Origin of the sequence: Cryobacterium sp. Hh38 (genome assembly GCF_004403235.1) — a bacterium.
GTDB lineage: Bacteria > Actinomycetota > Actinomycetes > Actinomycetales > Microbacteriaceae > Cryobacterium > Cryobacterium levicorallinum.
On sequence record NZ_SOHD01000008.1, the window covers coordinates 180,111 to 204,479 of the forward strand.

Annotated in this window: 23 protein-coding genes; 11 read left to right on the plus strand and 12 right to left on the minus strand. The window is 64.0% G+C overall.

Translation table 11 applies throughout. From position 1 onward, the window contains the following. Position 1: 1 nt before the first annotated feature. The 5 genes from E3T41_RS04185 to tkt form a co-directional block, all read right to left on the minus strand. Positions 2–958 carry a glucose-6-phosphate dehydrogenase assembly protein OpcA gene (locus E3T41_RS04185; protein WP_134477454.1) on the minus strand — a complete coding sequence of 319 codons (957 nt, stop codon included), beginning with the start codon at positions 956–958 and terminating at the stop codon, positions 2–4. Further along, positions 955–2,496 (minus strand): glucose-6-phosphate dehydrogenase, encoded by a 1,542-nt coding sequence (zwf, locus tag E3T41_RS04190; RefSeq protein WP_092448551.1) that lies wholly within the window; start codon positions 2,494–2,496, stop codon positions 955–957. The genes E3T41_RS04185 and zwf overlap by 4 nt, the downstream gene beginning before the upstream one ends. 110 nt (positions 2,497–2,606) lie before the next feature. Then, positions 2,607–4,208, minus strand: coding sequence for a glucose-6-phosphate isomerase (locus E3T41_RS04195; protein WP_092448552.1), 1,602 nt, complete (start codon positions 4,206–4,208; stop codon positions 2,607–2,609). Continuing rightward, positions 4,208–5,335, minus strand: coding sequence for a transaldolase (gene tal, locus E3T41_RS04200; protein ID WP_092448553.1), 1,128 nt, complete (start codon positions 5,333–5,335; stop codon positions 4,208–4,210). The genes E3T41_RS04195 and tal overlap by 1 nt, the downstream gene beginning before the upstream one ends. A 115-nt stretch (positions 5,336–5,450) precedes the next feature. Continuing rightward, on the minus strand, positions 5,451–7,544 hold the full coding sequence (tkt, locus tag E3T41_RS04205; protein ID WP_092448554.1) for a transketolase: 2,094 nt from the start codon (positions 7,542–7,544) through the stop codon (positions 5,451–5,453). A 324-nt stretch (positions 7,545–7,868) separates the two neighbouring features. On the opposite strand from tkt, the gene E3T41_RS04210 reads away from it, so the two are divergent. Further along, positions 7,869–8,789 carry a heme o synthase gene (locus tag E3T41_RS04210; RefSeq protein WP_092448555.1) on the plus strand — a complete coding sequence of 307 codons (921 nt, stop codon included), beginning with the start codon at positions 7,869–7,871 and terminating at the stop codon, positions 8,787–8,789. 22 nt (positions 8,790–8,811) lie between these two features. Here E3T41_RS04210 and E3T41_RS04215 read toward each other — a convergent pair whose 3' ends face one another. Further along, the gene (locus E3T41_RS04215; RefSeq protein ID WP_092448556.1) at positions 8,812–9,399 is read right to left on the minus strand and encodes a hypothetical protein; all 588 of its coding nucleotides are present in this window, start codon (positions 9,397–9,399) and stop codon (positions 8,812–8,814) included. A 227-nt stretch (positions 9,400–9,626) separates the two neighbouring features. Next, on the minus strand, positions 9,627–10,601 hold the full coding sequence (locus E3T41_RS04220; protein WP_241991022.1) for a heme A synthase: 975 nt from the start codon (positions 10,599–10,601) through the stop codon (positions 9,627–9,629). A 335-nt stretch (positions 10,602–10,936) separates the two neighbouring features. Here E3T41_RS04220 and sufB point away from each other — a divergent pair, with 335 nt between their 5' ends. The 8 genes from sufB (at position 10,937) to E3T41_RS04260 (ending at position 18,877) form a co-directional block, all read left to right on the plus strand. Beyond that, on the plus strand, positions 10,937–12,355 hold the full coding sequence (sufB, locus tag E3T41_RS04225; protein ID WP_092448558.1) for a Fe-S cluster assembly protein SufB: 1,419 nt from the start codon (positions 10,937–10,939) through the stop codon (positions 12,353–12,355). Beyond that, entirely contained in the window at positions 12,356–13,594 is a 1,239-nt protein-coding gene (gene sufD / locus E3T41_RS04230) for a Fe-S cluster assembly protein SufD (protein ID WP_104132808.1), read from the plus strand. It abuts the gene before it with no gap. 2 nt (positions 13,595–13,596) lie between these two features. Continuing rightward, the gene (locus E3T41_RS04235; RefSeq protein WP_092340113.1) at positions 13,597–13,923 is read left to right on the plus strand and encodes a non-heme iron oxygenase ferredoxin subunit; all 327 of its coding nucleotides are present in this window, start codon (positions 13,597–13,599) and stop codon (positions 13,921–13,923) included. A 55-nt stretch (positions 13,924–13,978) separates the two neighbouring features. Beyond that, entirely contained in the window at positions 13,979–14,743 is a 765-nt protein-coding gene (sufC, locus tag E3T41_RS04240) for a Fe-S cluster assembly ATPase SufC (RefSeq protein WP_092448560.1), read from the plus strand. Between the two features lie 4 nt (positions 14,744–14,747). Then, positions 14,748–15,077, plus strand: coding sequence for a metal-sulfur cluster assembly factor (locus E3T41_RS04245; RefSeq protein ID WP_092448561.1), 330 nt, complete (start codon positions 14,748–14,750; stop codon positions 15,075–15,077). Positions 15,078–15,326: 249 nt separating this feature from the next. Then, a complete protein-coding gene (locus E3T41_RS04250; RefSeq protein WP_158251654.1) occupies positions 15,327–15,884 on the plus strand; it encodes a TetR/AcrR family transcriptional regulator in 558 nt (185 codons plus the stop codon). Positions 15,885–15,990: 106 nt separating this feature from the next. After that, the gene (locus E3T41_RS04255; RefSeq protein WP_092448563.1) at positions 15,991–17,589 is read left to right on the plus strand and encodes an ABC-F family ATP-binding cassette domain-containing protein; all 1,599 of its coding nucleotides are present in this window, start codon (positions 15,991–15,993) and stop codon (positions 17,587–17,589) included. 61 nt (positions 17,590–17,650) lie between these two features. Beyond that, complete coding sequence (locus E3T41_RS04260; protein WP_134477458.1) at positions 17,651–18,877, plus strand: glycosyltransferase; 1,227 nt, start codon at positions 17,651–17,653, stop codon at positions 18,875–18,877. A gap of 56 nt (positions 18,878–18,933) precedes the next feature. Here E3T41_RS04260 and E3T41_RS04265 read toward each other — a convergent pair whose 3' ends face one another. From E3T41_RS04265 to E3T41_RS04275, 3 genes are all read right to left on the minus strand, one after another. Then, positions 18,934–19,782 carry an SURF1 family protein gene (locus tag E3T41_RS04265; RefSeq protein ID WP_092448565.1) on the minus strand — a complete coding sequence of 283 codons (849 nt, stop codon included), beginning with the start codon at positions 19,780–19,782 and terminating at the stop codon, positions 18,934–18,936. Next, entirely contained in the window at positions 19,779–19,907 is a 129-nt protein-coding gene (locus E3T41_RS18905; RefSeq protein ID WP_369828696.1) for a hypothetical protein, read from the minus strand. The genes E3T41_RS04265 and E3T41_RS18905 overlap by 4 nt, the downstream gene beginning before the upstream one ends. Before the next feature lie 143 nt (positions 19,908–20,050). Next, on the minus strand, positions 20,051–20,326 hold the full coding sequence (locus tag E3T41_RS04275) for a DUF3099 domain-containing protein (RefSeq protein WP_092448567.1): 276 nt from the start codon (positions 20,324–20,326) through the stop codon (positions 20,051–20,053). Between the two features lie 146 nt (positions 20,327–20,472). On the opposite strand from E3T41_RS04275, the gene E3T41_RS04280 reads away from it, so the two are divergent. Further along, positions 20,473–21,183, plus strand: a complete 711-nt coding sequence (locus E3T41_RS04280; RefSeq protein ID WP_092448568.1) for a beta-ketoacyl-ACP reductase — start codon at positions 20,473–20,475, stop codon at positions 21,181–21,183. Between the two features lie 22 nt (positions 21,184–21,205). On the opposite strand, the gene serB is transcribed toward E3T41_RS04280, so the two are convergent. Both serB and E3T41_RS04290 read right to left on the minus strand, forming a co-directional pair. Then, a complete protein-coding gene (gene serB, locus E3T41_RS04285; protein ID WP_092448569.1) occupies positions 21,206–21,859 on the minus strand; it encodes a phosphoserine phosphatase SerB in 654 nt (217 codons plus the stop codon). Further along, positions 21,856–23,100, minus strand: coding sequence for a glucose-1-phosphate adenylyltransferase (locus tag E3T41_RS04290; protein WP_092448570.1), 1,245 nt, complete (start codon positions 23,098–23,100; stop codon positions 21,856–21,858). The genes serB and E3T41_RS04290 overlap by 4 nt, the downstream gene beginning before the upstream one ends. Before the next feature lie 79 nt (positions 23,101–23,179). On the opposite strand from E3T41_RS04290, the gene glgA reads away from it, so the two are divergent. Next, positions 23,180–24,361, plus strand: a complete 1,182-nt coding sequence (glgA, locus tag E3T41_RS04295) for a glycogen synthase (RefSeq protein WP_092448571.1) — start codon at positions 23,180–23,182, stop codon at positions 24,359–24,361. Positions 24,362–24,369: the final 8 nt, after the last annotated feature.

Here is a 24,369-nt window from a genome sequence, read left to right on the forward strand (position 1 = left end):
GTCACGCTCCGGTTCTTTGTGCCACCACGTCATCGAGTTGCGGCAGGCCGCGCGTGATCACCTCACCATACAGCTCATCGGGATCGAGTCGGCGCAGTTCATCGGCCAGGCAATCGCGCAGGCTGCGGCGCTTGAGCGTCAGGTCCTGCATCGGCTGGCCCGGCTGGGTGAGGGTGGCAATATCGGGAATCTCGCGTTCGAGGGAAATGGTCCCGGACGCGCGCGTCAGATGTACACCGTTCACACCATTGGCCAGGGGGCCCGTCGTCAGTACGCAGTCCACGGGCACCTGCAGCTGCATCTGCAACCAGGCAGCGAGCAGCGTAGTCGAGGGCGAGGCTGCGGCGCCGGTCACCTGGATGCCGATGATCGGCTCATAGGGTGGCTGGTCCAGAACGGCCGCCAACTGGGCCCGCCAGAGCGTCAGTCGGGTCCAGGCGAAGTCGGTGTCGCCGGGACGATAACTGCCGCACAGCTGGTGCAGTGCCGCTTGCGGGTCCGGCTGGGCAGAGGAATCCGTGATCCGGCGATAGGCGATGCGGCCGAGTGGCGAGTCGCCGGGAACGGCTGGCGCGGTGCCCGGCCACCAGGCGACGACGGGAGCATCCGACAAGAGCAGGCCGGTGACCAGGCTTTCCGGATCGTTCGCGGCATCACCGTAGACGCGCAGAACGATGACCTCGCTCGCGCCGGCATCCCCGCCGACGCGAATTTCCGCATCGACGCGAGCAGTCGCATCCGTTTCATCGTTGTCCTGGGTCGACACGACGATGACTCGCATGGGGTGTTCCCGCGAGGCATCGTTGGCGGCTTCAATGGCTTCCTCTTCGTGTCCGAGGGTGGAGGCGATGATCAGCGTCAGTACTCGCCCGAGGGCGACCGCGCCACCCTCCTCGCGGATGCGCACGAGCGCCTTGGAGATCTTCGCGGTGGTCGTGTTGGGCAGATCGACGATCATGGTCGCCTCCAGGTGCGGCCGTCGCGGGCCAATAGGTCGTCAGCGGATGTGGGGCCCCAGGTGCCGGGGCGGTATTGTTCCGGCTGGCCCTGGGTGGCCCAGTATTCTTCCACCGGGTCCAGAATCTTCCAGGACAGCTCGACCTCTTCATGGCGGGGGAACAACGGTGGGTCGCCCAGGAGGACGTCAAGGATGAGTCGCTCGTAGGCCTCAGGGCTGGCCTCGGTGAAGGCATGCCCGTAGCCGAAGTCCATGGTCACGTCGCGAACCTGCATGACCACTCCCGGAACCTTCGAGCCGAACCGAATGGTGACCCCTTCGTCCGGCTGCACGCGAATCACGAGGGCATTGTGTCCGAGTTCGGCCGTCTGGCCGGGCGCGAACAGGTATTGGGGGGCCCGCTTGAAGACCACGGCAATTTCGGTCACGCGACGCCCGAGGCGCTTGCCGGCGCGCAGATAGAACGGAACGCCAGCCCAACGTCGGGTGTCGATCGTCAAACGCATGGCAGCATAGGTTTCGGTGACCGAGTCCGGGTTCATCCCGTCTTCTTCGAGAAAACCGACGACCTTTTCGCCGCCCTGCCAGCCGCCGGCGTACTGCCCGCGGGCGGTGCCGAGGCCGAGGTCGGCGGGGAGCCGCACCGAGGCGAGCACCTTTTCTTTCTCCGCGCGCAGGTCGGCGGCGTCGAAGGAGATCGGCTCTTCCATGGCGGTGAGCGCGAGCAGCTGCAGTAGGTGGTTCTGAATCACGTCGCGAGCCGCGCCGATACCGTCGTAGTATCCGGCACGACCTCCGACACCGATGTCTTCGGCCATGGTGATCTGCACGTGCTCGACGTGGTTGGCGTTCCACAGCGGTTCGAACATCTCGTTGGCGAATCGCAGCGCCAGAATATTCTGCACCGTCTCTTTGCCGAGGTAGTGGTCGATGCGAAAGACGGAGTCGGGTGGAAAGACCGACTCGACGACATCGTTGAGCTCACGGGCCGTTGTCAGGTCGCTCCCGAACGGTTTCTCGATGACGACACGTCGCCACTGGCCGTTCTTCTGCTCGGCCAGGCCGGAACGGCGCAACTGCTCGGTGACGAGGGGGAACGCCTTTGGCGGAATGGCGAGGTAGAACGCATGGTTGCCCATCGTTCCGCGTTCTCGGTCCAGCTCGTCAATGGTTTGCGTCAATCGAGCGAACGCCTCGTCATCGTCAAAGGTGCCCGAAACGAAACGGATGCCTTCGGCTAGCTGCGCCCAGACATCTTCGTGAAAGTCGGTGCGAGCGTGTTCCTTGACGGCGTCATGCACAACCTGCATGAAGTCCTCGTTGTCCCAGTCGCGGCGGGCGAAGCCCACCAGGGCAAAGCCGGGCGGCAGCAGCCCCCGGTTGGCGAGGTCATAGACCGCGGGCATGAGTTTCTTGCGCGCGAGGTCACCGGTGACGCCGAAGATCACGAGGCTGGACGGCCCGGCGATTCGATTCAGACGATAGTCGGACGGCGACCTGAGCGGATTAAACTCCGGGGTAATTTCCACCGGGGACATGCAGCTCCTTTGACGGGACAGTGCAGAAAATTGAGGACACGAAAAAAAATCGGATGATGCGCAAGCGGGTGGGGTTCCTCGCGGCCGCTGGCCGAGAGGACCCCGATTGGTTAGCTTAAGGCGTCAAAAAGCGTGCTGATGTTCTGCTTCGGCTGGGTCAGCGTCAGTGTCAGCACGGGCCGGCCGTGCTCAGCGAGCACGCTCGCGTCGCCGCTGGCCTGTGCCTGAATGAGCTCACCAAAGGTGAACGGACGCTCAGGAATGTCGAGGTCCTCCGCCGGTGTGGTCAGAATCTGCAGGAAGACGGCCGTTGCCGTTCCACCCTTGTGGAACTGACCGGTGGAGTGCAGAAAACGCGGTCCCCAGCCGAAGGTCACCGGGCGCTTGGAGAGAGCGGCGAGCTTATTGCGAACCTCGGCCAGCTCGGGCAGTGCGAGCCGGTCGACGTAGGCCTGCACGGCCACATAGCCGTCGGGGCCGAGCTCCTCGAGTAGTGCATCAACGGCCGAAGCGAGGTCGCTCGCGGCACCGATGACGTGTGGCGTGCCGCGCACTTCGATACCGTCAGCGATGAACGCGGCGGGTTCCGGTGCGGGGCGGGCGTCCAGCAGACCGCGGGTCGCGATCTTCGCGGATTCAACGTCTGGCTGGTCGAACGGGTTGATACCGAGCAGGCGCCCGGCGACAACGGTCGCGTATTCCCAAACCAGAAACTGTGCACCAAGGGTTCCGCTGACGCGGATCTCGTCGCCGGTTTCGCTGAACAACTCGGTGCCGGCGTCAGCGACGACCCGCACGAGTTGCACATCGGGAAGCGCTTCGGTCAGTTCCGGAGCATCGAGTTCGAGCACGACCGGCAGGATGCCGGTGCCGAGCTTGCCGGTCGATTCGGCGATGAGCTGTTCGACCCAGTCGGCGAAGCCCACAATGTGGGTGCCGTCCGAGACGATGGCGAGCTTGTCGCGGCGCGGGCTGGTCGCGGCGATCGCCGCTCCGAGCACGAGCCCCGGGTTCTCTGGGGAGTCAACGGCCAAAGCCAAGGAGATGGACTCTGCTTCGTCGAGAAGAGCACCGATGTCAACGCCCGCCAGGCCCGAGGGTACGAGGCCGAACGCGGTCAGTGCGGAGTAGCGACCGCCCACGTTGGGATCGGCGTTGAAGACGCGATAACCGTCCGCGAGAGCGGATGCCTCGAGTGGCGATCCTGGATCGGTCACCACGACAATACGTTCGGCTGGATCGATTCCAATGGCACGAAACGCACGCTCAAACACGCGGCGCTGGCTGTCGGTTTCGACGGTCGAGCCGCTCTTCGATGACACCACGAGAGCGGTGCCCACGAGGTTGTCGTTCAGGGCAGCGAGCACCTGGCCGGGGTCGGTCGCGTCGAGAACGGTGAGGTTCACGCCAGCCGTGCGAGTGATGACCTCGGGGGCGAGCGACGATCCGCCCATGCCGGCGAGGGCGATCTGGGTGACGCCGCGCGCCTGCAGGGTGGCCCGCAACTCCAGAATCTCGGCCACGAGCGGCCTGGACACCACGACGGATTCGGTCCAGCCGAGGCGCAGTGCGGCCTCGGCTTCCGCCTCCGGCCCCCACAGCGCCGGGTTGAGGCCGGTGACGCCGGAGGCGACGAGATCCGTCACCAGCGTCGGTACGGTGGCGCGTACAGCATCGGCAGCTAAGCCGCTCACCGAGATGCGAAAGCTCATTAGACTGCCGCGGTTGTCGACGCTGCGGTGAGGGCCGTCTGCACGGTGTCGAGCAGTTCGTTCCAGGACACCTCGAACTTCGAGAGGCCTTCTTCTTCGAGCAGTCGGGTGACGTCATCGTACGAGACGCCCTGCGCTCCCAGTGCGTCGAGCACAGCGTTGGCAGCGGCGTAGGAGCCGGTGACCGAGTCGGCCGGGATGACGCCATGGTCGGCCGCAGCCTTCATGGTCTTCTCGGGCATGGTGTTGACGACCTCGGGGGCGACCAGTTCGGTTACGTACAGGGTGTCGGGCAGGCTGGCATCCTTGACGCCGGTCGAGGCCCAGAGCGGGCGCTGCTTGGTGGCGCCGGCCTTGATCAGGCCGAGGGCACGCTCACTGCTGAAGGCCTGCTCGTAGACCTGGTAAGCAAGCTGCGCGTTGGCGACGCCGGCCTTGCTCTTCAGAGCCAGAGCCTCGGGGGTTCCGATGGCTTCGAGGCGGGTGTTGATCTCGGAGTCGACGCGCGACACGAAGAACGACGCAACCGAGTGAATGGTTGAGAGGTCGATGCCGGCAGCCTTGGCCTGCTCGAGCCCAGCCAGGTAGGCGTTGATGACCTGGCGGTGACGCTCGAGGCTGAAGATCAGGGTGACGTTGACGCTGATACCCAGGGCGATGGTCGCTGTGATGGCTTCGAGCCCTTCGACCGTCGCGGGAATCTTGATCATCGCGTTGGGGCGGTTGACCTTCTTCCAGAGCTGCTGGGCTTCGGCGACCGTGCCGGCTGCGTCGCGGGCGAGGCTCGGCTCGACCTCGATCGAGACGCGGCCGTCCTGGCCCTGGGTCGCGTCGTAGACCGGGCGGAAGATGTCGCAGGCGGCGGCAACGTCGTCCGTGGTGATGGCGAAGACGGCTTCGGTGACGTTCGTGCCGGCGGCGGCCAGGGTTGCTACCTGGTCGGTGTAGGCCTCGCCCTTGGCGAGGGCTCCGGCGAAGATGGTCGGGTTGGTGGTGACGCCAACGACGTTGCTGTTCTTGATCAGGTCCTGCAGACCGCCGGAGTTGATGCGCTCACGGGACAGGTCGTCGAGCCAGATGCTGACGCCGGCTGCGGACAGCTGGGCGAGGGGGGTAGTCGTGGTCATAGTGAAAATCTCCTAATAATGCTGCCGTCAGGCAGCTGGCTATAGCGGTTTAATGGAGAGTCATGGAGACGCGCGGTGTTGACCTGCGGCGACGATCCATGCCTGTGGGACAACGTCAGGCTGCGCTGATTGATTCCTTGGCGGCGGCGACGACTGCTTCAGTGGTGATTCCGAATTCGCGGAACAGCGTCTGGTAATCAGCGGATGCACCGAAGTGCTCGATTGAGATGCTGCGGCCGGCATCGCCGACGTAGCCGCGCCAGGTCAGCGCGAGGCCGGCCTCGACGGACACCCGTGCGGTGACGGCTGCGGGCAACACCGATTCGCGGTAGTCGCTGCTCTGCTCTTCGAACCATTCGAGGCAGGGGGCGCTGACCACGCGGGCGTTGATGCCTTCACGGGCAAGCTGGGCCCTAGCGTCGACGGCGAGCTGCACCTCGGAGCCGGTGCCGATCAGAATGACGTCCGGGGTTCCGCCGGCCGCTTCGGCCAGCACGTAGGCGCCGCGGGCGACGTTCTTGGCCGAGGCGAAGACCTCGTCAGATGCTGCGCCCTCACCGCGCTCGTAGACCGGAATGTTCTGGCGGGTCAGCGCGATGCCGGCCGGACCATTACGGCGTTCCAGAATGGTCTTCCAGGCCCAGGCGGTTTCGTTGGCGTCGCCGGGGCGAACCACGTCGAGTCCGGGAATGGCGCGCAGGGTTGCGAGTTGTTCGATCGGTTGGTGGGTCGGGCCGTCTTCGCCGAGCGCGACGGAGTCGTGGGTCCAGACGAAGATCGACGGAGCCTTCATCAGTGCGGCCAGACGCACCGCGGGGCGCATGTAGTCGCTGAAGATGAGGAAGGTGCCGCCGAACGGGCGGGTGTTGCCGTGCAGCACGATGCCGTTGAGAATGGCGGCCATGGCGTGCTCGCGAATGCCGAAGTGCAGCACCCGTCCGTACTCGTTGCCCGACCATTCACCGGTGGAGTGCTCGCTCGGAATAAACGAGGCAGCGCCGCCGATGGTGGTGTTGTTGGATTCGGCAAGGTCGGCTGAGCCGCCCCACAGTTCGGGGATGACGCCGCCGAGGGCGGTGAGAACCTTGCCGGACGCCGCGCGGGTCGATACCGCGGTGCCGCCGGGGAAGACAGGGAGGGCCTCGTCCACGCCGTCAGGCAGATCGCCGGAGAGGACCCGGTCGAGCAGAATCTTGCGCTCCGGGTTGGCCGTCGCCCAGGCATCGAACTGCACGGTCCACTCGGCGTGGGCAGTGACGCCGCGATCGAGGGCCAGCCGGGTGTGGGCGATGACCTCGGGAGCGACGTCGAAGGTCTTCTCCGGGTCGAAGCCGAGAATGGTCTTGACTCCGGCGAGCTCTTCGGCGCCGAGCGCGGAGCCGTGGATCTTGCCGGTGTTTTGCTTCTTCGGGCTCGGCCAGCCGATGATCGTCTTGAGGATGATCAGGCTGGGCTTGCCGGTTTCGTTCTGGGCAGCCTCGATGGCTGCGTTCAGCTCGGCGACGTCTTCGACGTAGGAGCCCGTCTTCTTCCAATTCACCGTCTGCACGTGCCAGTTATAGGCGGCGTAGCGCGCGGCGACGTCTTCGGTGAAGGCGATGTTGGTGTCGTCTTCGATGGAGATCTGGTTGCTGTCGTAGATCGCGATCAGGTTGCCGAGCTGCTGGTGGCCGGCGAGAGAGGATGCCTCGCTCGTGAGGCCTTCCTGCAGGTCGCCGTCGCCGGCGATGACGTAGACGAAGTGGTCGAACGGGCTGGCACCGGTGGCGGCATCCGGATCAAACAGGCCACGCTCGAAGCGTGAAGCGTAGGCGAAGCCGACGGCGGAGGCCAGTCCCTGGCCGAGCGGGCCGGTGGTGATCTCGACGCCGGCGGTGTGCCCATACTCCGGGTGGCCGGGGGTCTTGGATCCCCAGGTACGGAGGGCCTTGAGGTCTTCAAGCTCGAGGCCGTAGCCGCCGAGGTACAACTGCACGTACTGGGTCAGCGAGCTGTGGCCGACCGAGAGAATAAAACGGTCGCGACCGAGCCAGTCGTTGTCGGCCGGGTCCCGGCGCATGATCTTCTGAAACAAAAGATACGCGGCGGGAGCGAGGCTCATCGCTGTACCCGGGTGCCCGTTCCCAACCTTTTCAACGGCGTCAGCCGCGAGAATGCGTGCGGTGTTAACCGCCTGATCGTCAATGGAATCCCATTGGAAAGCTGCCACGTCACGTAACCCTTCATTGAAGCGAAGGCGGGTTGAGCTCAACCCATCCTTTGATAGATGTGCAAGTGTCGGCAACCGTCTCACACTGCGGGGCCGCGCCATCCCGACGCGAGAATGCAGGTGAAATGTCACCCCCAGCGAGTTGGCCTGCTGTTGCCGCCATCTCCCACCCGGGGGCTCGCCGAACTACTGATTCACTGTGGGGAGCACTATAAGTATAGGGAAGTTTGCGGCGGGACGCTCTATATGACGTGACATGTCCATTGTCGGGAAGGGGCAGTGGGTGACCTACACTAAAAAGACTTGCCTAGCGTTAGAGGAACAATGAACGTCGCCCTGAAGACCCCGGTCCTAAGCGGACCGCGCACAGTGAAGCGCACCCTCAAGGCTTATATCTCCCTGACTAAACCGCGAGTCGTCGAATTGCTTCTGGTAGTAACCGCACCCACGATGCTGCTCGCCGAACGGGGCATCCCCAGCCTCTGGCTGATTCTGGCGACTCTCGTGGGCGGGGCCCTCAGCGCTGGTTCCGCTGGAGCGTTCAACTGCTACCTCGATCGCGATATCGACCGCCTGATGAAGCGCACGAAGAACCGTCCGCTCGTCACCGGTGAACTGAGTGACCGGGAAGCCTTGATCTTTGCGTGGGCGTTAGGCGCGGCATCCATTCTCTGGCTGGGACTGCTGACCAACTGGCTCGCCGCCGCACTGTCGTTCGGTGCCATTTTGCTCTACGTCGTCTTTTACACGATCATTCTCAAGCGTCGCACCCCGCAGAACATCGTCTGGGGCGGTGTGGCCGGGTGCATGCCCGTGCTGATCGGTTGGGCCGCCGTGACTGGCGACCTGTCGTGGCCGCCGGTCATTCTGTTCATGATCATCTTTCTGTGGACGCCGCCGCACTACTGGCCGCTGTCGATGAAGTACCGTGCCGACTACCAGGCCGCCGGCGTGCCGATGCTCGCCGTGGTGCGCGGCCGTGCCCAGGTGGGACTGCAGGTCATCCTGTACGCCTGGGCCACCGTCGCCTGCTCGCTGCTGCTGATCCCGATTGCCGACATGGGGCTGCTGTACACCTTCGTCGCGCTCGTCACCGGCGGCTGGTTCATCTACGAGACGCACCGCCTGTACAGCCTGGCCATCCGGCACGAGCATGTATCGCCGATGCGCGTCTTCCACGGCTCGATCGCCTACCTGACCCTGCTGTTCGTGGCCGTCGGAATCGACCCGCTGCTGCCGTTCTAATCGGGACCAGCCACAGCCCGCGCTAGACCCGGCGGGTGAGGCGGGTGTCGATCTTGCCGACATCGGCCGAGTGAATCACGACGGTCACCACGCGTCCGGCCACGGCCATCGCGGTACCTGTGAAATCGGAGGCCGTCACGGTGATGGCCGGCAGGGCCATGTCGTTGACGATCAGGTTCGATCGGTGCGCCAGCGCTAGCTCGATCTCCGCCTGCTGCTGCGTGTGCCGTCCGGCCCAGAGTTCAGACCCGAACTCGTAGGGATTCTTGGCATAGTTCATCACGATGTATTGCAAGTGTTGGTTGAGTGCATCACGAATGGGGTCTCCGCCCCGATTTGTTGAACCCGGCACGTCGGTGAAGACGAATCCGCGCAATTCGGCGATGCCGATCGGGCCGGCCGGCGAATTCTCGAACCAGAAATTGCCCGCGGGATCGGCGAGCCAGTAATGGGCCTGCGCTTCGAGTGTGCGGCCGTGATTGCCGTACCAACTCCAGCCGCGTTCCTGAATGCGCCGTTGCGGCACGAAGCCGAACACCGGCGGTCCGAACAGGGCAAGGCGCGCCGCGTCGTCTGGCGGCTTCGACTTGGCTCCCGGCGCGAGGTGCATGTCTGGAGAATACACCGGAGACCACCGCCGGGGGAGTGCCGCGCGGCAATTTCCGATCGGGGTATTTGCGCTGCGCCGTGAGGTGCCATCTTCGGCTCCTTCATGCGCGTGAGATGACGTATTCGGCCCATTCAAAGCAACTCACGGTGCCGGATGTGTCGTCTCGCCCGTCCCAGGGCGTGTCCGTGGGGCGAAGGTGTCGTCTCGCGACTCTCGATCGTGTTCAGTTAGCTGCGAGCGTGCTCGTGCGTCGTTTCGGATACCCGGTCCGTGAGGGTGGTCGGAGCCTTGAGGTTCAGCACGACGGCGGTCATCGCCGCGGCGAGCACGCAGGCGAGCACCATGTGCAGCCCGACGAGCACCGGCGGCAGGCCCAGGTTTGCCTGCAGCAGGCCGACCACAATCTGGACAAGCTCGACCACGAGTAACGTGACGACGAGTTTACGCACGGGCAGCTTGCCTCGAACGGATGCCGCGAGCAGCACGATCGTCAGGACCAGCGTCGCGTAGCCCGGCCAGGCATGCAGGTGCTCGAGCAATTCAGCGTTGAACCCAGTACGACCAGCCTCGGCGTCACCCGAATGCGGTCCGGAGGCCGTGGTCACGACTCCCATCACCACGGTCAGTGCCACCACGAAACTCGTGGCGTGGGCGAGCCCGGCGAAGCCGACCGGTACGACGAGGGCGCGCGGACCCGACGGGAGGTAGACCCGGTGCACCAGCACGGTGGCGATGCACACCATGATCAGCGAGGCCATGAAGTGAAATCCGACGATGAACGGGTTGAGACCGGTCAGCACGGTGACGCCGCCGACGAGGGCCTGCGCGAGAACGCCAACGCCGAGAATGACGGCGAGCGTGAACAGATCCTTGCGCTCGGTGCGCAGTCGCCACAGCAGCACGACGGCCGCTATCGCAATAATGCCGATCAGTCCGGTCATCAGGCGATTGCCGAACTCAATAACGCCGTGCAGGCCCATCTCCGGCGTCGGCACGAGCGATCCGGCAACACAGGTCGGCCAGGTCGGGCAGCCCAGTCCGGAACCGGTGAGGCGTACAGCGCCTCCGGTGCCGACGATCAGGATCTCCGTCACGAGTGACAGCCAGGCGACGACCCGGATTCGTCGGTCGACAGCGCTCGGTAACCAGTAGCGAATTTTCTGGCTGACGACCCGGTATCCTGCGCCGATAGCACTGGACAAGCCCTGATTTTTCCGATTCACCGATTCTGCTCTCTCTGTCGTGCTTATCATCCGTGCGTTTTCATCGTGCCGTGTCCAAATGTGAATCGACCGGCAAGCACGCGAATCCCACTGATCAACCTGTAGAATTGAAACATCCATGGAGATCCTTCCCGCGGTCATCCGATCGAGGGATTCAATCCGGGCCGCAGGGCTCGGGGTCATCGCGATACTCCATGAATATTCTAGGTACGCAACGTAGCTGTCCAGACAACCCGTTCCCCCGTCTCCGTTGGAGGCACCGTGGGAATGACCGGACTAATATCCGGGTTGTGATGGGTAGAGAAGAGGTTAATATGTCGGATGTCCTGCTAGACCGTCCCGACCTTGAGGGGATCGGCACCTACGAATTCGGGTGGGCCGACTCAGACAAGGCCGGAGCATCCGCTCGTCGTGGTATTTCTCCCGAGGTTGTCACTGACATCTCGAACCTGAAATCCGAGCCGGATTGGATGCTGCAGCGACGGCTGAAGGCACTTCAGCTGTTCGAACGAAAGCCCATGCCCACCTGGGGCGCCGACCTCTCCGAGATCGACTTCGACAACATCAAGTACTTCGTGCGGTCCACGGAGAAGCAGGCCCAGACCTGGGAAGACCTGCCCGACGACATTAAGAACACCTACGAGAAGCTCGGTATCCCCGAGGCCGAGCGTCAGCGCCTCGTCTCCGGTGTCGCCGCCCAGTACGAGTCTGAAGTCGTTTACCACCAGATCAACGAGGAGCTCGAAGCTCAGGGCGTCATTTTCATGGACACCGACACAGCGCTCAAGGAACACCCGGAGTTCTTCGAGGAGTACTTCGGCACCATCATTCCCTCCGGCGACAACAAGTTCGCCGCGCTCAACACGGCCGTCTGGTCCGGCGGATCCTTCGTCTACGTCCCCCCGGGCGTGCACGTTGAAATTCCCCTCCAGGCCTATTTCCGCATCAATACCGAGAACATGGGCCAGTTCGAGCGCACGCTGATCATCGCCGACGAGGGCAGCTACGTTCACTACATCGAGGGCTGCACGGCCCCGATCTACAAGTCCGATTCGCTGCACTCCGCCGTGGTCGAGATCGTCGTGAAGAAGAACGCCCGCGTTCGGTACACGACCATCCAGAACTGGTCGAACAACGTCTACAACCTCGTAACCAAGCGGGCCACAGCCGGCGAAGGCGCGACGATGGAGTGGATCGACGGCAACATCGGTTCCAAGGTCACCATGAAGTACCCGTCCATCTACCTGATGGGCGAGCACGCCAAGGGCGAGACGCTCTCGGTGGCCTTCGCTGGCCCGGGCCAGCACCAGGATGCCGGCGCCAAGATGATCCACATGGCTCCGTACACGCAGTCGTCGATCGTCTCCAAGTCCATCGCTCGCGGTGGCGGGCGCAGCGGATACCGCGGTGAGGTTCGAATGGATGCCTCCGCGCACCACTCCGCCAACACCGTGCGCTGCGATGCACTCCTCGTCGATACCTCGTCGCGCTCCGACACCTACCCATCCATCGACATTCGCGTCGACGACGTGCAGCTCGGTCACGAGGCCACCGTTTCCCGGGTCAGCGCCGAGCAGCTCTTCTACCTGATGAGCCGCGGCATGCCCGAAGACGAAGCCATGGCCATGATCGTTCGCGGATTCATCGAACCGATCGCCCGGGAGCTCCCGATGGAGTACGCCCTCGAACTCAACAAGCTCATTGAAATGGGCATGGAAGGATCCGTCGGCTAAATGTCCGCCGCTTCAGCGCTTTCGAAGAGCGCGTCAACAACTGTGCCCGAATCATCCACACCCGCACCCGAGTCGGTTCTGCCGGCCGGTCAGCACGGAATCAAGAAACACTCCGACGGACGTTTCGGCTACGTGCCGGTACAAACTCGATCGGATCGTTTCAAGAGTGTCAACGTCGCCGACTTCGAGACCGTCACCGGCCGCGAAGCCGTCTGGAAGCTCTCGCCCGTCGCGAAGTTCACCGATCTCACCGCCGGTACCCTCGACGGCTCGCGCTACGAGATAACGTCCACCCCGTCGGAGGACGTCTCCGTCGAGTGGGTCCCCAGAACGGATGCCCGCATCGGCACCGCCGGTCTGCCGGAAGAACGCGCCGCCGCGAACGCCTGGGGCGTTTTCGAGGACGCCCTCGCCATAACGGTGAGCGGCGAAGAGGCCAAGGAGATCACGGTCACGCGATCGGCCCTCGGGAGTTCCGCCCGCGGAGCGCACACCATCATCGAGGCCAAGCCGTTCAGCCAGGCCACGGTCATCCTGGCGAACACGGGTGACGCCAGGTTGAGCGAAAATGTCGAGATCATCCTCGGCGAGTCCGCCAACCTCACGGTCGTCTCGTTGCAGGAATGGGACGACTCGGCGGTGCACCTGGCCAACCATTTTGCATCCATTGGTCGCGATGCGCGCCTCAAGCACGTCGTCGTTTCGCTCGGTGGCAGCATCGTGCGGGTGAACCCGTCTGTGCGTCTGGCCGGACCCGGCTCCGACACGCTGCTACTCGGTCTCTACTTCGCCGATGCTGGTCAGCACCTGGAACAGCAGGTGTACGTCTTCCACGACGCTCCGAAGAGCCGCAGCCGAGTCAACTACAAGGGTGCGCTGCAGGGCCAGGACGCCCGCACGGTCTGGATCGGCGACGTGCTGATCGGCAACAAGGCCGCTGGTACCGACAGCTATGAGCAGAATCGCAACCTCGTGCTCAGCGAGGGCACTCGCGCCGATTCCATCCCGAACCTGGAGATCGAAACCGGCGACATCGTCGGAGCCGGTCACGCTAGTGCCACCGGTCGTTTCGACGATGAGCAGCTGTTCTACCTGCAGTCTCGCGGCATCACCGAGGACGAAGCGCGTCGGCTCGTCGTCCGCGGATTTCTCACCGAGGTCGTGCAGCAGATCGGTTCCCCGGAACTCGAAGCTCGGTTGCAGCTCGCAATCGAAGCCGAACTTATTGGAACGGACTAAGCATGGCCGCGACGAAGATTTGCGCTCTCGATGAGCTCGAAGTAAACCAGGCCGTCAAGGTCGAAATCGACGGGGTCGCCATCGCCCTTGTGCGTGATGCCGCCGGCGATGTTTTCGCCATCGGTGATACCTGCACGCACGGTGATATCTCCCTGTCGGAGGGATTCGTGGAAGGCCAGACTCTCGAGTGCTGGGCTCACGGTTCGATGTTCTCCCTCACGACAGGAAAGCCGCTCTCGCTGCCGGCCTACGACCCGGTCCCGGTCTACAACGTTGAACTCATCGACGGCTTTGTCTTCGTCGATCCTTCCGTCACCGTCGCGGTCTAGTCACACCTTAAAGCAACCGCCTCACCAGCCATTTTTAGAAAGGGATAAGACATTCATGTCTGTTCTTGAAATTATCGACCTGCACGTCAGCGTCGAGACCGACCAGGGCACCAAGCAGATTCTGCGCGGCGTCAACCTCACCATCAACGAGGGCGAAATCCACGCCATCATGGGCCCGAACGGCTCCGGCAAGTCCACCCTCGCCTACACGATCGCTGGCCACCCCAAGTATCACGTCGAGAGCGGTTCCATCCTCCTCGACGGCGCTGACGTGCTCAAGATGACAGTGGATGCCCGTGCCCGCGCCGGCCTGTTCCTCGCCATGCAGTACCCGGTCGAGATTCCCGGAGTCACCGTCACGAACTTCCTGCGCACGGCCAAAACGGCCATCGAGGGCGAAGCCCCGCCGATCCGCACCTGGATCAAGGATGTGCGCGAGTCGATGGCCAACCTGCGCATGGACAAGGCTTTCGCCGAGCGCAACGTCAACGAGGGCTTCTCCGGTGGCGAGAAGAAGCGCAACGAGATCCTGCAGCTTGAACTTCTCAGGCCTAAGTTCGCCGTACTCGACGAGACCGACTCCGGCCTCGACGTTGACGCGCTCAAGATCGTCTCCGAAGGAGTCAACCGTGCCAAGGCCAACACCGGCCTTGGACTGCTGCTCATCACGCACTACACGCGCATCCTGCGCTACATCCACCCCGATTTCGTGCACGTCTTCGTCAACGGACGCATCGCCGAACAGGGCGGCCCCGAGCTCGCCGACCGCCTCGAGGACGAAGGTTACGATCGCTTTCTTGTCCCGTCGAACGTAGGCTAGTCGTATGGTCTCAACACTCAGTCCGGCCCGCTTCGACGAAATCGAAGAAGCTCTCAAGGACGTCATGGACCCGGAGCTCGGCATCAATGTCGTCGACCTTGGACTCATCTATGACCTCGGCTGGGACGACGAGAATGACGCGCTCATCGTGCACATGACGCTCACCTCGGCTGGCTGCCCGCTGACCGACGTGATCGAGGAGCAGACGGCGGAGGCGCTCGATGGCGTCGTCGACCAGTTCCGCATCAACTGGGTCTGGATGCCGCCGTGGGGTCCGGAGAAGATCACCGACGATGGTCGCGACATGATGCGAGCCCTCGGCTTCGCTATGTAGCTCTAGTTCTATCTTGAAGGCCCCGCCTGCACCGCAGGAGGGGCCTTCGGTCTGCTTGGTTCGGGTCGCGCCGAAACCTCAATGTCCGAGCAATAGCAGGTGACCCGTCCCGGCGCGTCACACCACGACATCCGCTTTAGAAAAGGTTTCCACTCAGTAGAACGGTATGCTAGTTGTATGGATATAGGGGAAAACGGGGCCATGAGACGGCGTGCGGCGCAGGCGGCGAGTACTCGGGCGGAGATTGTTATGGCGGCGGGGCGCCTCATGCTCGAGCGCGGATACGTGGGCACCTCGGTTGCGGCGATCGCGGCGGAGGCTGGCGTGGTGGTGCAGACCATCTACAACTCCGTGGGGTCGAAAGCGGAATTACTCGCGGCGGTTCTTGATCGAGTGGCCGCGGAACCGGGGGCACCGGCGTTGCTATCGGGGGCCACACGCGAGCGCATTGCTGAGGCGCGAACGGCGACAGAGGTCATCCGCATTCTGGCCCGGTCAAGTGCGCTCGTGAATGAGCGCACCTCGGGCATTCTGCGCATTGTCAGCGAAGCGGCCGTTGTCGATCCGGACGTGGGGGAGTTCGAGCAGAAACGGGACGCTGCCCGGCTGCACGGCTTCGGCGAAGTGGCGGCTGCGCTTCGGGAAAAGCGCGGACTGCGCGGTGGCATCAGCGACCACGAGGCGGCCGCGACGATGTGGGCGCTGGCCCACCCGCACACGTTTCGTACCCTCGTGCTGTCCCTCGGCTGGTCGACGGAGGCGTACCTGAATTGGCTGGAAAAGTCGCTTCTGGCATCCCTACTGTAGGCGCCGTGTGCCGAGCACAGCCTGAGGGCAAATATACTAGTGAGTTGGACCGCTCTGGCCCACCCACACTTCACACCCGTACAAACACTTCGAATGGACTATTGCTGTGCTCAACGTGCAAGATCTCGAAATCCGCGTTGGAGCCCGCGTGCTCATGGAGGGCGTCAACTTCCGCGTCGCGAGCGGCGACAAGATCGGCCTCGTCGGCCGTAACGGTGCCGGCAAGACGACGCTGACGAAGACTCTCGCCGGGGAGACAAACCCGACCAAGGGTTCGATCAGCCACTCCGGCGAGATCGGCTACCTGCCGCAGGACCCGCGCGCGGGCGACCCGAGCATGCTTGCCCGTACGCGCATTCTGGACGCCCGCGGCCTCGGCACTATTGCCTTGGGCATGCAGGAGTCCAGCATGGCCATGGCCGATTCCGATCCCAAGATCGCCGCCGCCGCCATGAAAAAGTACGGGCGTCTGACCGATGAGTTCAACGGCCTTGGCGGCTACGCCGCCGAAGCCGAAGCCGCATCCATTGCCAGCAACCTGAAACTGCCGGACCACATTCTCGACCAGGCTTTGAGCACCCTCTCCGGTGGCCAGCGTCGTCGCATCGAACTCGCTCGCATCCTGTTCTCGGCCGCCGAGATGATGATCCTCGACGAGCCCACCAACCACCTCGACGCCGACTCGGTGGCGTGGCTGCGCGAGTTCGTCAAGAACTACAAGGGCGGCTGCATCATCATCAGCCACGACATCGAACTCGTCGGCGAAACGGTCAACCGGGTCTTCTACCTCGATGCGAACCGCATGATGATCGACATCTACAACATGAACTGGAAGAACTACCTCCTCCAGCGCACAGCGGATGCCGACCGCCGCAAGAAGGAACGCTCGAACGCCGAGAAGAAGGCCTCGACCCTGCAGCTGCAGGCCGCGAAGTTCGGGGCCAAGGCCAGCAAGGCCGCCGCAGCCCACCAAATGGTGGCCCGGGCCGAGAAGCTGCTCTCCGGCCTCGACGCCGTGCGTGCCGTTGAGCGCGTTGCCAAACTGCGCTTCCCCGAGCCAGCGCCGTGTGGTCGCACACCGCTTATGGCCAAGGACCTCTCGAAGAGCTATGGTTCCCTCGAAATCTTCACCGCGGTCGACCTCGCGATCGACCGCGGATCCAAGGTCGTCATCCTTGGCCTCAACGGTGCCGGTAAGACCACACTGCTGCGCATGCTCGCCGGCGTCGATGAATCCGACACCGGTTCGATCGAACCCGGTCACGGTTTGCGCATCGGTTACTACGCCCAGGAACACGAAACCATCGACGTGAAGCGTTCGGTGCTCGAGAACATGGTCTCCTCCTCGCCGAGCATCACCGAGATGGAAGCACGTCGGGTGCTCGGTTCGTTCCTGTTCACCGGCGATGACTCGAACAAGCCGGCCGGCGTACTCTCCGGTGGAGAGAAGACACGTTTGGCCCTGGCCATGATCGTGGTCTCCGGTGCCAACGTGCTGCTGCTCGATGAGCCCACTAACAACCTCGACCCGGCCAGCCGCGAAGAGATCCTCGACGCCCTCGCCCACTACGCCGGCGCCGTCGTTCTGGTCAGCCACGATGAGGGCGCCGTGCAGGCCCTCAATCCCGAGCGCGTCCTAATCATGCCCGAGGGCACAGAGGACCACTGGAACAAGGACTACCTCGACCTGATCGAGCTGTCGTAACCAATTCCGTGACCCGGTCACCTGTCGGTGACCCAGGCAAAAGGACTAGAGCGTGATATCGATGAGATCGCCACTGCGCATCGCGCTGGTCTGCCTGCACACCTCGCCGGGCACGGACCCTGGCTCCGGCGATGCCGGCGGTATGAACGTCGTCGTGCGGCATCAGGCCGAGCGGCTGGCCGCCCTTGGACACCGTGTGACGATTCTGACTCGGCGGTCAGCGGCGGATCAGCCCGAATCGCAACAGCTGGCCGAGGGCCTCACGCTGCGGTTTCTGGCCGCCGGGCCCGCCCGAGCGCTGTCCAAGGGCACGCACGAGAACTATATCGATGAGTTCTCCGACCGGCTCAACGCTCTCGAGCCGGTCGACATCATCCACTCGCATCACTGGTTTTCCGGCATGGCAGCGCTTCCCGTCGCCCGCAACTGGGGCGTCCCGCACGTTCAGAGTTTCCATAGCATTGCAGCGGATGATGCGTCCCCGCTTTCGGCCGGAGAACGCGCCGAATCACCGGGACGGATGCGCGGAGAAGCGCGGCTGGCGCGGGAATCCGACGCGCTGGTGGCGATCAGTGCGGCGGAGGCCGCCACGATTTCCGGGCGGCTCGGCGGCTCGGCGAGCCGAACCAACATCGTGCTTCCAGGGGTGGACAGCAACTTGTTCTCACCCAAACACCAGCCCGCCGGCAGCGCGGTCGACCGCGGTTACGCCGTTGTCGCCGCGCGTTTGCAGCCGCTGAAGGGCCTTGATCTGGCGATTCAGGCCATTGCGGCACTACCGGCGGGCCTGCGTCCCGACCTAGTTGTTGCCGGTGATGCCTCAGTCGACTACTCCGGTTACGTTGAGGAGCTCCATCAGCTCGCCGAACGGGCCGGTCTGTCCGGCATCCGCTTTGTTGGGCCGCAGTCCCATGCGCACCTGGCTGAACTGTTTCGCGGTGCCCGCCTGGTGCTCGTGCCTTCGCACTCGGAAACATACGGTCTGGTGGCACTGGAAGCGGCCGCGAGCGGTGTGCCCGTCGTCGCTTCGGCGGCCGGTGGCCTGCGTGAAGCAGTTGTCGATGGGATCACCGGACTGGTCCTGGAATCCCGCGAACCGCGGGTCTGGGCCGACGCGATGGCGCAGATCCTGTCCGATCCGACCCTGGCACGCGAACTGTCGCTGGCTGCTCGCAAGCATGCCCTCGGTCTGGATTGGAACCGTTCGGCAGCGTCGCTGGTGCGGGTGTACCGCGGTCTCCTCGACGAGGCGACCGAGGCCCGGCAGCACCACCGCGCCGTCGCCTGAGGAGCCGTCTCGGCGGGCTCGACCAGCGAAGTGGGCCAGCTCGAGAGTTGAGGTGGCTAGCCCCGCTGCCGGTCGAGCAGCTCGTCTTCAATCTCGGCATCATTGCGTGGCTTCGCCGCGCGCTTGCGGGCGCGTTCCTCGGCGCGTTCGCGCTCCTCGGGGTCCTCAGCATTGACGCTGCGGTATTCTTCGCGCAGGGCCCAGCCGAGTCCGATGAAGGCGAGTAGCCCGAATACGAACCACTGGAACGCATAGGACAGGTGTGGGCCCTCATCGCGGATCGGTTTAAGCACGGCGGCCGGGCGCTTCTCGGTCGCCGTGGGGCTCTCGGTGTCCATCAGGCCGTACGCGCCGGTATAGGTCGGGGCATTGAGTCGTTCTGCGATGGTAGTGAGGTTGATGGTCGCGACCTGGTTGCCGCTGGCCGTGCGGCCGGGCAGATCAGGTTCGCTGGCCTTGAGCCGGGCCACCACGGTGACCGTTCCGGAGGGCGCCGCCGGAACGGTGTCAGGAGCATCCTGTTTCTGCCCGGTGGGCAGCCAGCCGCGGTTGACGATAAAGATCGTGCCGTCGGTAAGCAGCAACGGGGTCAGTACTTCGAAGCCCGGGTTTACGTTGAGCGGGCGGTTGCGCGCGAGCATCTCGTCAGCGGTGAGGTAGGTTCCGGTCAGTTCCACCGGCATCCATTTTTGCGATTCGTCGAAGGCGGCCAGGTTTTCAAGAGCCTCGGCGACGGGCACCGGGTTCGAGTCGAAGTTGGAATCGATCTTGAACAGCTCGGTCAGTGCCTCATCGCGGCGGGCCAGCTGCCAGAAGCCCAGCCCGGCGCAGACCGCGGCGAACAGCATGGTCAGCACGAGATATCCGGCCCAGCGGCGGCTGAAGGCGAACTTCCAGCCCGTCATTGCTGGTCTCCGGAGGAGTCGGGCGTGCACGTCTCGAGTGCGCTCACCGTCAGCGGAAAGTCCCGTGAGGCCAGGAATTCGCGCAGGTAGTCCACGTGTTCGTCGCAGGCCAACCAGGTTTTCACCCGATCAGCAGAGTGGATGCGCGGGTTGCGCCAGTCCAGCCGCCACCTTCCTGCAGCGCGGCAGTCCGCCCGCGAACAAGTCGTAGATTCCAGAGGTCGACCCAGGCCTATCATCGGACTGCCGCCAGCAACCGCGTCAGCACTCACTTGACCTCGTCGTTGCCGCGGTAGAGCTCGACGCCGCCGGGCCGGAGCACTTCTGCTGCCGGAGGGGAAATTTTCACGGTCGCGACCACGACGGCAAAGTACGGCAGCAGAATAGCGCCGAGCGCGCAGACCACGAGCCACCAACCTTGTACGAAGAGCATGAGCACAATGCAGATGACACGCACTCCCATGGCAATCGAGTATTTGATCATTCGGTTGCGGCGTTCAACCTCGGGGGAGGCGGGGAGGGAGGTGATCGACTGCTGCTTCATAGGTCCATCGGGTTCGTCTACGGTGGAAACTCCACCTATCAAGACTACGTCTGCCCGGCGACTTTGTGGCACGCCTTAAACTTGAATTTGCCGGGTGTTTCCTTGAACCCGATTTACGATACCCAGCGCACCAGGACAGGAACATCATGACAACGACTCGAACAGTGCTCGTCACTGGCGGCAACCGTGGAATCGGCTTCGCCATCGCTGAGGAGTTTCTGGCCCAGGGACATCGGGTTGCAGTGACGTCCCGCTCCGGTCATGGACCGTCCGGCAGCCTCACAGTGCGGGCCGACGTGACAGACGCCGCATCCATTGACGCCGCCTTCACCGAGATCGAAGCGACCTACGGCCCGGTCGAGGTTGTTGTGGCCAATGCCGGAATCACCCGCGATACCCTGCTAATGCGCATGTCAGAGGATGATTTCACCGCCGTTATCGACACCAACCTGAGTGGTGCCTTTCGCGTGGTCAAGCGCGCGAGCAAGGGCATGCTCAAGGCCCGATTCGGGCGCATCGTGCTGATCTCCAGCGTCGTCGGCCTGTACGGCTCGGCCGGGCAGGTGAATTACTCGGCGTCGAAGAGCGGCCTGATCGGCCTGGCCCGCTCGGTCACCCGCGAACTCGGTGCCCGCGGAATCACCGCGAACGTGGTCGCTCCCGGCTTCATCGAAACCGATATGACCGCTGCCCTGCCCGAAGCGCAGCAGGTCGAATACAAACGCAATATTCCGGCCGGCCGGTTCGCTACGCCGAGCGAGGTTGCGCGCGTCGTCAGCTGGCTGGCCGGCGATGATGCCGGCTACATTTCCGGTGCGGTCATTCCCGTCGACGGCGGTCTCGGCATGGGGCACTGACCGTCTTTTTGCAGCTGTCCGTTCAGCCGCGCAGGCCGAGAAGCGGCAGCACCTGGCTGAGGTTGCACAGGTCGATCACCAGGTCGGCCTCACGTTTCACCCGCGGTTTCGCGTTGAACGCGACGGCGAGTCCGGCCGCGTCCATCATGCGCAAGTCGTTGGCACCGTCCCCGACCGCAATAGTCTGCGCGAGCGCGATCTGCTCCTGTGCGGCCCATTCGCGCAGGGCGACAGCCTTGGCTTCGGCATCGATGATCGGTCCGATAACGCGACCGGTCAGGTGGCCGGCCTGTACCTCAAGCCGATTAGCCCGCCAATGATCAAGCCCCAGCTCGGCGGCCAGCGGGTCGAGCAGCTCATGAAAGCCGCCGGACACCACCCCGACCACGCCACCGCCGGCATGAATGCCCGCGATCAGCTCGTGCACGCCGTCGGTCGGGCGGATGCGTCGCCCCACGTCGGCAAAAACGCTCTCGGGCAGCCCCGCCAGGGTCAACACCCGCTCACGCAGGCTCTCGGCAAAGTCGAGCTCACCGCGCATGGCACGGTCGGTCACCTCGGCGACGCGCTCGCGCGCGCCTGCGGCATCCGCGAGCAGCTCAATCACCTCGTCTTGAATGAGGGTGGAGTCGGCGTCCAGAACGACGAGAAAACGTGCTGCGCAGCTAAGGATCACGGAGTAACGAGCACGCCCTTGCCGACGACGGTGATGCCGGATTCGGTCACGCTGAAGCCCCGCGCCAGGTCACGATCCCGGTCGACACCGACGGTGGCGCCAGCTTCGACGATGACTTCCTTGTCGAGGACGGCGCGCCGCACGATGGCGCCGGGTCGAATCTGCACCCGGTCGAAGATGATGGAGTCCACGACCTCGCAGGCGGAGCCGATCGACGTCCAGGGACCGAGCACGCTGCGCTCGATGTGCGCGCCGGAGATGACACAGCCCAGCGACACGATCGAGTCGATCATAGTGCCGAGGGCGCCTTGGCCGTCGCGCACGAACTTGGCTGGCGGCGAATTCAACTGCATGCTGAAAATCGGCCATTTCTGGTTGTACAGGTTGAACACCGGCAGGGCCGAAATGAGGTCCTGGTGCGCCTCAAAGAACGAGTCGATCGTTCCCACGTCGCGCCAGTAGTAGCGGTCGCGATCGGTCGACCCGGGTACTTCGTTTCGCTTCAGGTCATAGACGCCGGCGTCACCACGCGAGACGAAATCGGGAATAATGTCGCCGCCCATGTCGTGGCTGGAGTCGGTGCGCTCACCGTCACGAAGCACGGCCTCGATCAGGGCGTCGGTGTTGAAGACGTAGTTGCCCATCGAGGCGAATACCTCGTGCGGGGCATCAGCGAGTCCGACGGAATCCTTGGGCTTTTCACGAAAGTCGCTGATTCGATCCGGGGTGGCGGCATCCACTTCGATGACACCGAACTGGTCGGCGAGACCGATCGGCTGGCGAATGGCCGCGACGGTGGCGGACAACCCCGACGCGATGTGTGCGTCGATCATCTGACTGAAGTCCATTCGGTAGACATGGTCGGCACCGACCACGACGACAATGTCGGGCTTTTCATCGTGAATGAGGTTGAGGCTCTGCAGAATGGCGTCGGCGGAGCCGCTGAACCAGCGCTTGCCGAGGCGCTGCTGCGCCGGTACCGAGGCGATGTACGAGTTGAATAACCCACCGGAGACATGCCAGGTCTGCGACACGTGGCGGTCCAGGCTGTGTGACTTGTACTGCGTCAGCACGACGATCTGGGTCACGCCCGAGTTGATCAGATTGGAGAGGGCAAAATCCACCAGGCGGTAATGCCCGCCAAAGGGGACGGCAGGCTTCGCCCGGTCTTCGGTCAACGGCATCAGACGTTTTCCCTCACCACCCGCGAGCACGATTCCAAAGATCTTCTTGGCCTTCATGTGTACAGAGTAGGGCCTCCCCGGCAAGCCGACTCGCAACATGGCTGTGCGCCGTGTCGCCCTTTGCTACCTTTGCTCCATGCGAGTGGATCTGATGACCAAGGAATACCCCCCGGAAATCTATGGGGGAGCCGGTGTGCACGTGACCGAACTGGTGCGAGCGCTCCGACATGACATCGAGGTGTCCGTTCGGTGCTTCGGCGCGCCGCGTGACGACCTCGACACGTTCGCCTACGACGTCCCCGCGCAATTGGCCGACGCCAATGCGACCTTGGGCACCCTCGGGGTCGACCTGCAGATGGCGCAGGACGCCGCTGGCGCCGATCTGGTGCACTCTCACACCTGGTACGCGAATGCGGCCGGGCACCTCGCCCAAATGCTGCACGGCATCCCACACGTGGTCACGGCGCACAGCCTGGAGCCATTGCGACCGTGGAAGGCCGAGCAGCTCGGCGGCGGCTATCGGGTGTCGAGCTGGATCGAGAAAACCGCCTTTGAAGCAGCGGATGCTGTGATCGCCGTCAGCGACGGCATGCGTCGCGATATCCTGCGCAGCTACCCCGCACTCGACGCCAGCCGGGTGCACACGGTCTATAACGGCATCGATCTTGAGCGGTGGAAACCGACCAGGGATGACGATTTTGTGCGCGGCCTGGGAATAGACCCCGAGCGCCCCTCCGTCGTCTTCGTGGGGCGCATCACTCGACAGAAGGGCCTGCCCTACCTGTTGCGTGCGGCGCAGTTGCTGCCTCCGGAGGTGCAATTGGTGCTGTGCGCGGGCGCACCGGACACGCCCGGAATTCTGGCCGAGGTTACGGCCGGTGTCGAATCCCTGCAGCAGGAACGCTCCGGCGTGGTCTGGATCAATCGGCTGCTGGCCCAGCACGAGCTCGCCGCGGTCCTGACGCAGGGAACGGTGTTCGTCTGCCCGTCTATTTACGAGCCCCTCGGAATCGTCAATCTTGAGGCCATGGCCTGCGGCCTCGCCGTGGTCGGTACCGCAACCGGTGGAATCCCCGAGGTCGTCGCTGACGGCGAGACCGGACGTCTCGTGCCGATCGAGCAGCTCACCGACGGCACCGGAACGCCCCTGCACCCCGAACAGTTCGTCGCCGACCTGGCCCGCACCCTCACCGAGGTCGTGAGCGATCCGGCTCGCGCGGCCGAGATGGGGCGCGCCGGTCGGGTCCGTGCCGAGCAAGTATTCGGCTGGGCTCAGATCGCCACCCGCACACGGGAGATCTACGCCGCCCTGCTCTGAGCTGGCCG

Coding starts and splice junctions, on each gene's coding strand:
- E3T41_RS04275 (WP_092448567.1), bottom strand. CDS start 20,326: ATGAAGCAGCAGTCGATCACCTCCCTCCCCGCCTCCCCCGAGGTTGAA.
- zwf (WP_092448551.1), bottom strand. CDS start 2,496: ATGTCCCCGGTGGAAATTACCCCGGAGTTTAATCCGCTCAGGTCGCCG.
- sufC (WP_092448560.1), top strand. CDS start 13,979: ATGTCTGTTCTTGAAATTATCGACCTGCACGTCAGCGTCGAGACCGAC.
- glgA (WP_092448571.1), top strand. CDS start 23,180: ATGCGAGTGGATCTGATGACCAAGGAATACCCCCCGGAAATCTATGGG.
- E3T41_RS04185 (WP_134477454.1), bottom strand. CDS start 958: ATGATCGTCGATCTGCCCAACACGACCACCGCGAAGATCTCCAAGGCG.
- E3T41_RS04215 (WP_092448556.1), bottom strand. CDS start 9,399: ATGCACCTCGCGCCGGGAGCCAAGTCGAAGCCGCCAGACGACGCGGCG.
- E3T41_RS04245 (WP_092448561.1), top strand. CDS start 14,748: ATGGTCTCAACACTCAGTCCGGCCCGCTTCGACGAAATCGAAGAAGCT.
- E3T41_RS04235 (WP_092340113.1), top strand. CDS start 13,597: ATGGCCGCGACGAAGATTTGCGCTCTCGATGAGCTCGAAGTAAACCAG.
- tal (WP_092448553.1), bottom strand. CDS start 5,335: ATGACCACGACTACCCCCCTCGCCCAGCTGTCCGCAGCCGGCGTCAGC.
- sufD (WP_104132808.1), top strand. CDS start 12,356: ATGTCCGCCGCTTCAGCGCTTTCGAAGAGCGCGTCAACAACTGTGCCC.
- E3T41_RS04250 (WP_158251654.1), top strand. CDS start 15,327: ATGGCGGCGGGGCGCCTCATGCTCGAGCGCGGATACGTGGGCACCTCG.
- sufB (WP_092448558.1), top strand. CDS start 10,937: ATGTCGGATGTCCTGCTAGACCGTCCCGACCTTGAGGGGATCGGCACC.
- E3T41_RS04290 (WP_092448570.1), bottom strand. CDS start 23,100: ATGAAGGCCAAGAAGATCTTTGGAATCGTGCTCGCGGGTGGTGAGGGA.
- E3T41_RS04265 (WP_092448565.1), bottom strand. CDS start 19,782: ATGACGGGCTGGAAGTTCGCCTTCAGCCGCCGCTGGGCCGGATATCTC.
- E3T41_RS04260 (WP_134477458.1), top strand. CDS start 17,651: ATGAGATCGCCACTGCGCATCGCGCTGGTCTGCCTGCACACCTCGCCG.
- E3T41_RS04280 (WP_092448568.1), top strand. CDS start 20,473: ATGACAACGACTCGAACAGTGCTCGTCACTGGCGGCAACCGTGGAATC.
- E3T41_RS04210 (WP_092448555.1), top strand. CDS start 7,869: ATGAACGTCGCCCTGAAGACCCCGGTCCTAAGCGGACCGCGCACAGTG.
- E3T41_RS04195 (WP_092448552.1), bottom strand. CDS start 4,208: ATGAGCTTTCGCATCTCGGTGAGCGGCTTAGCTGCCGATGCTGTACGC.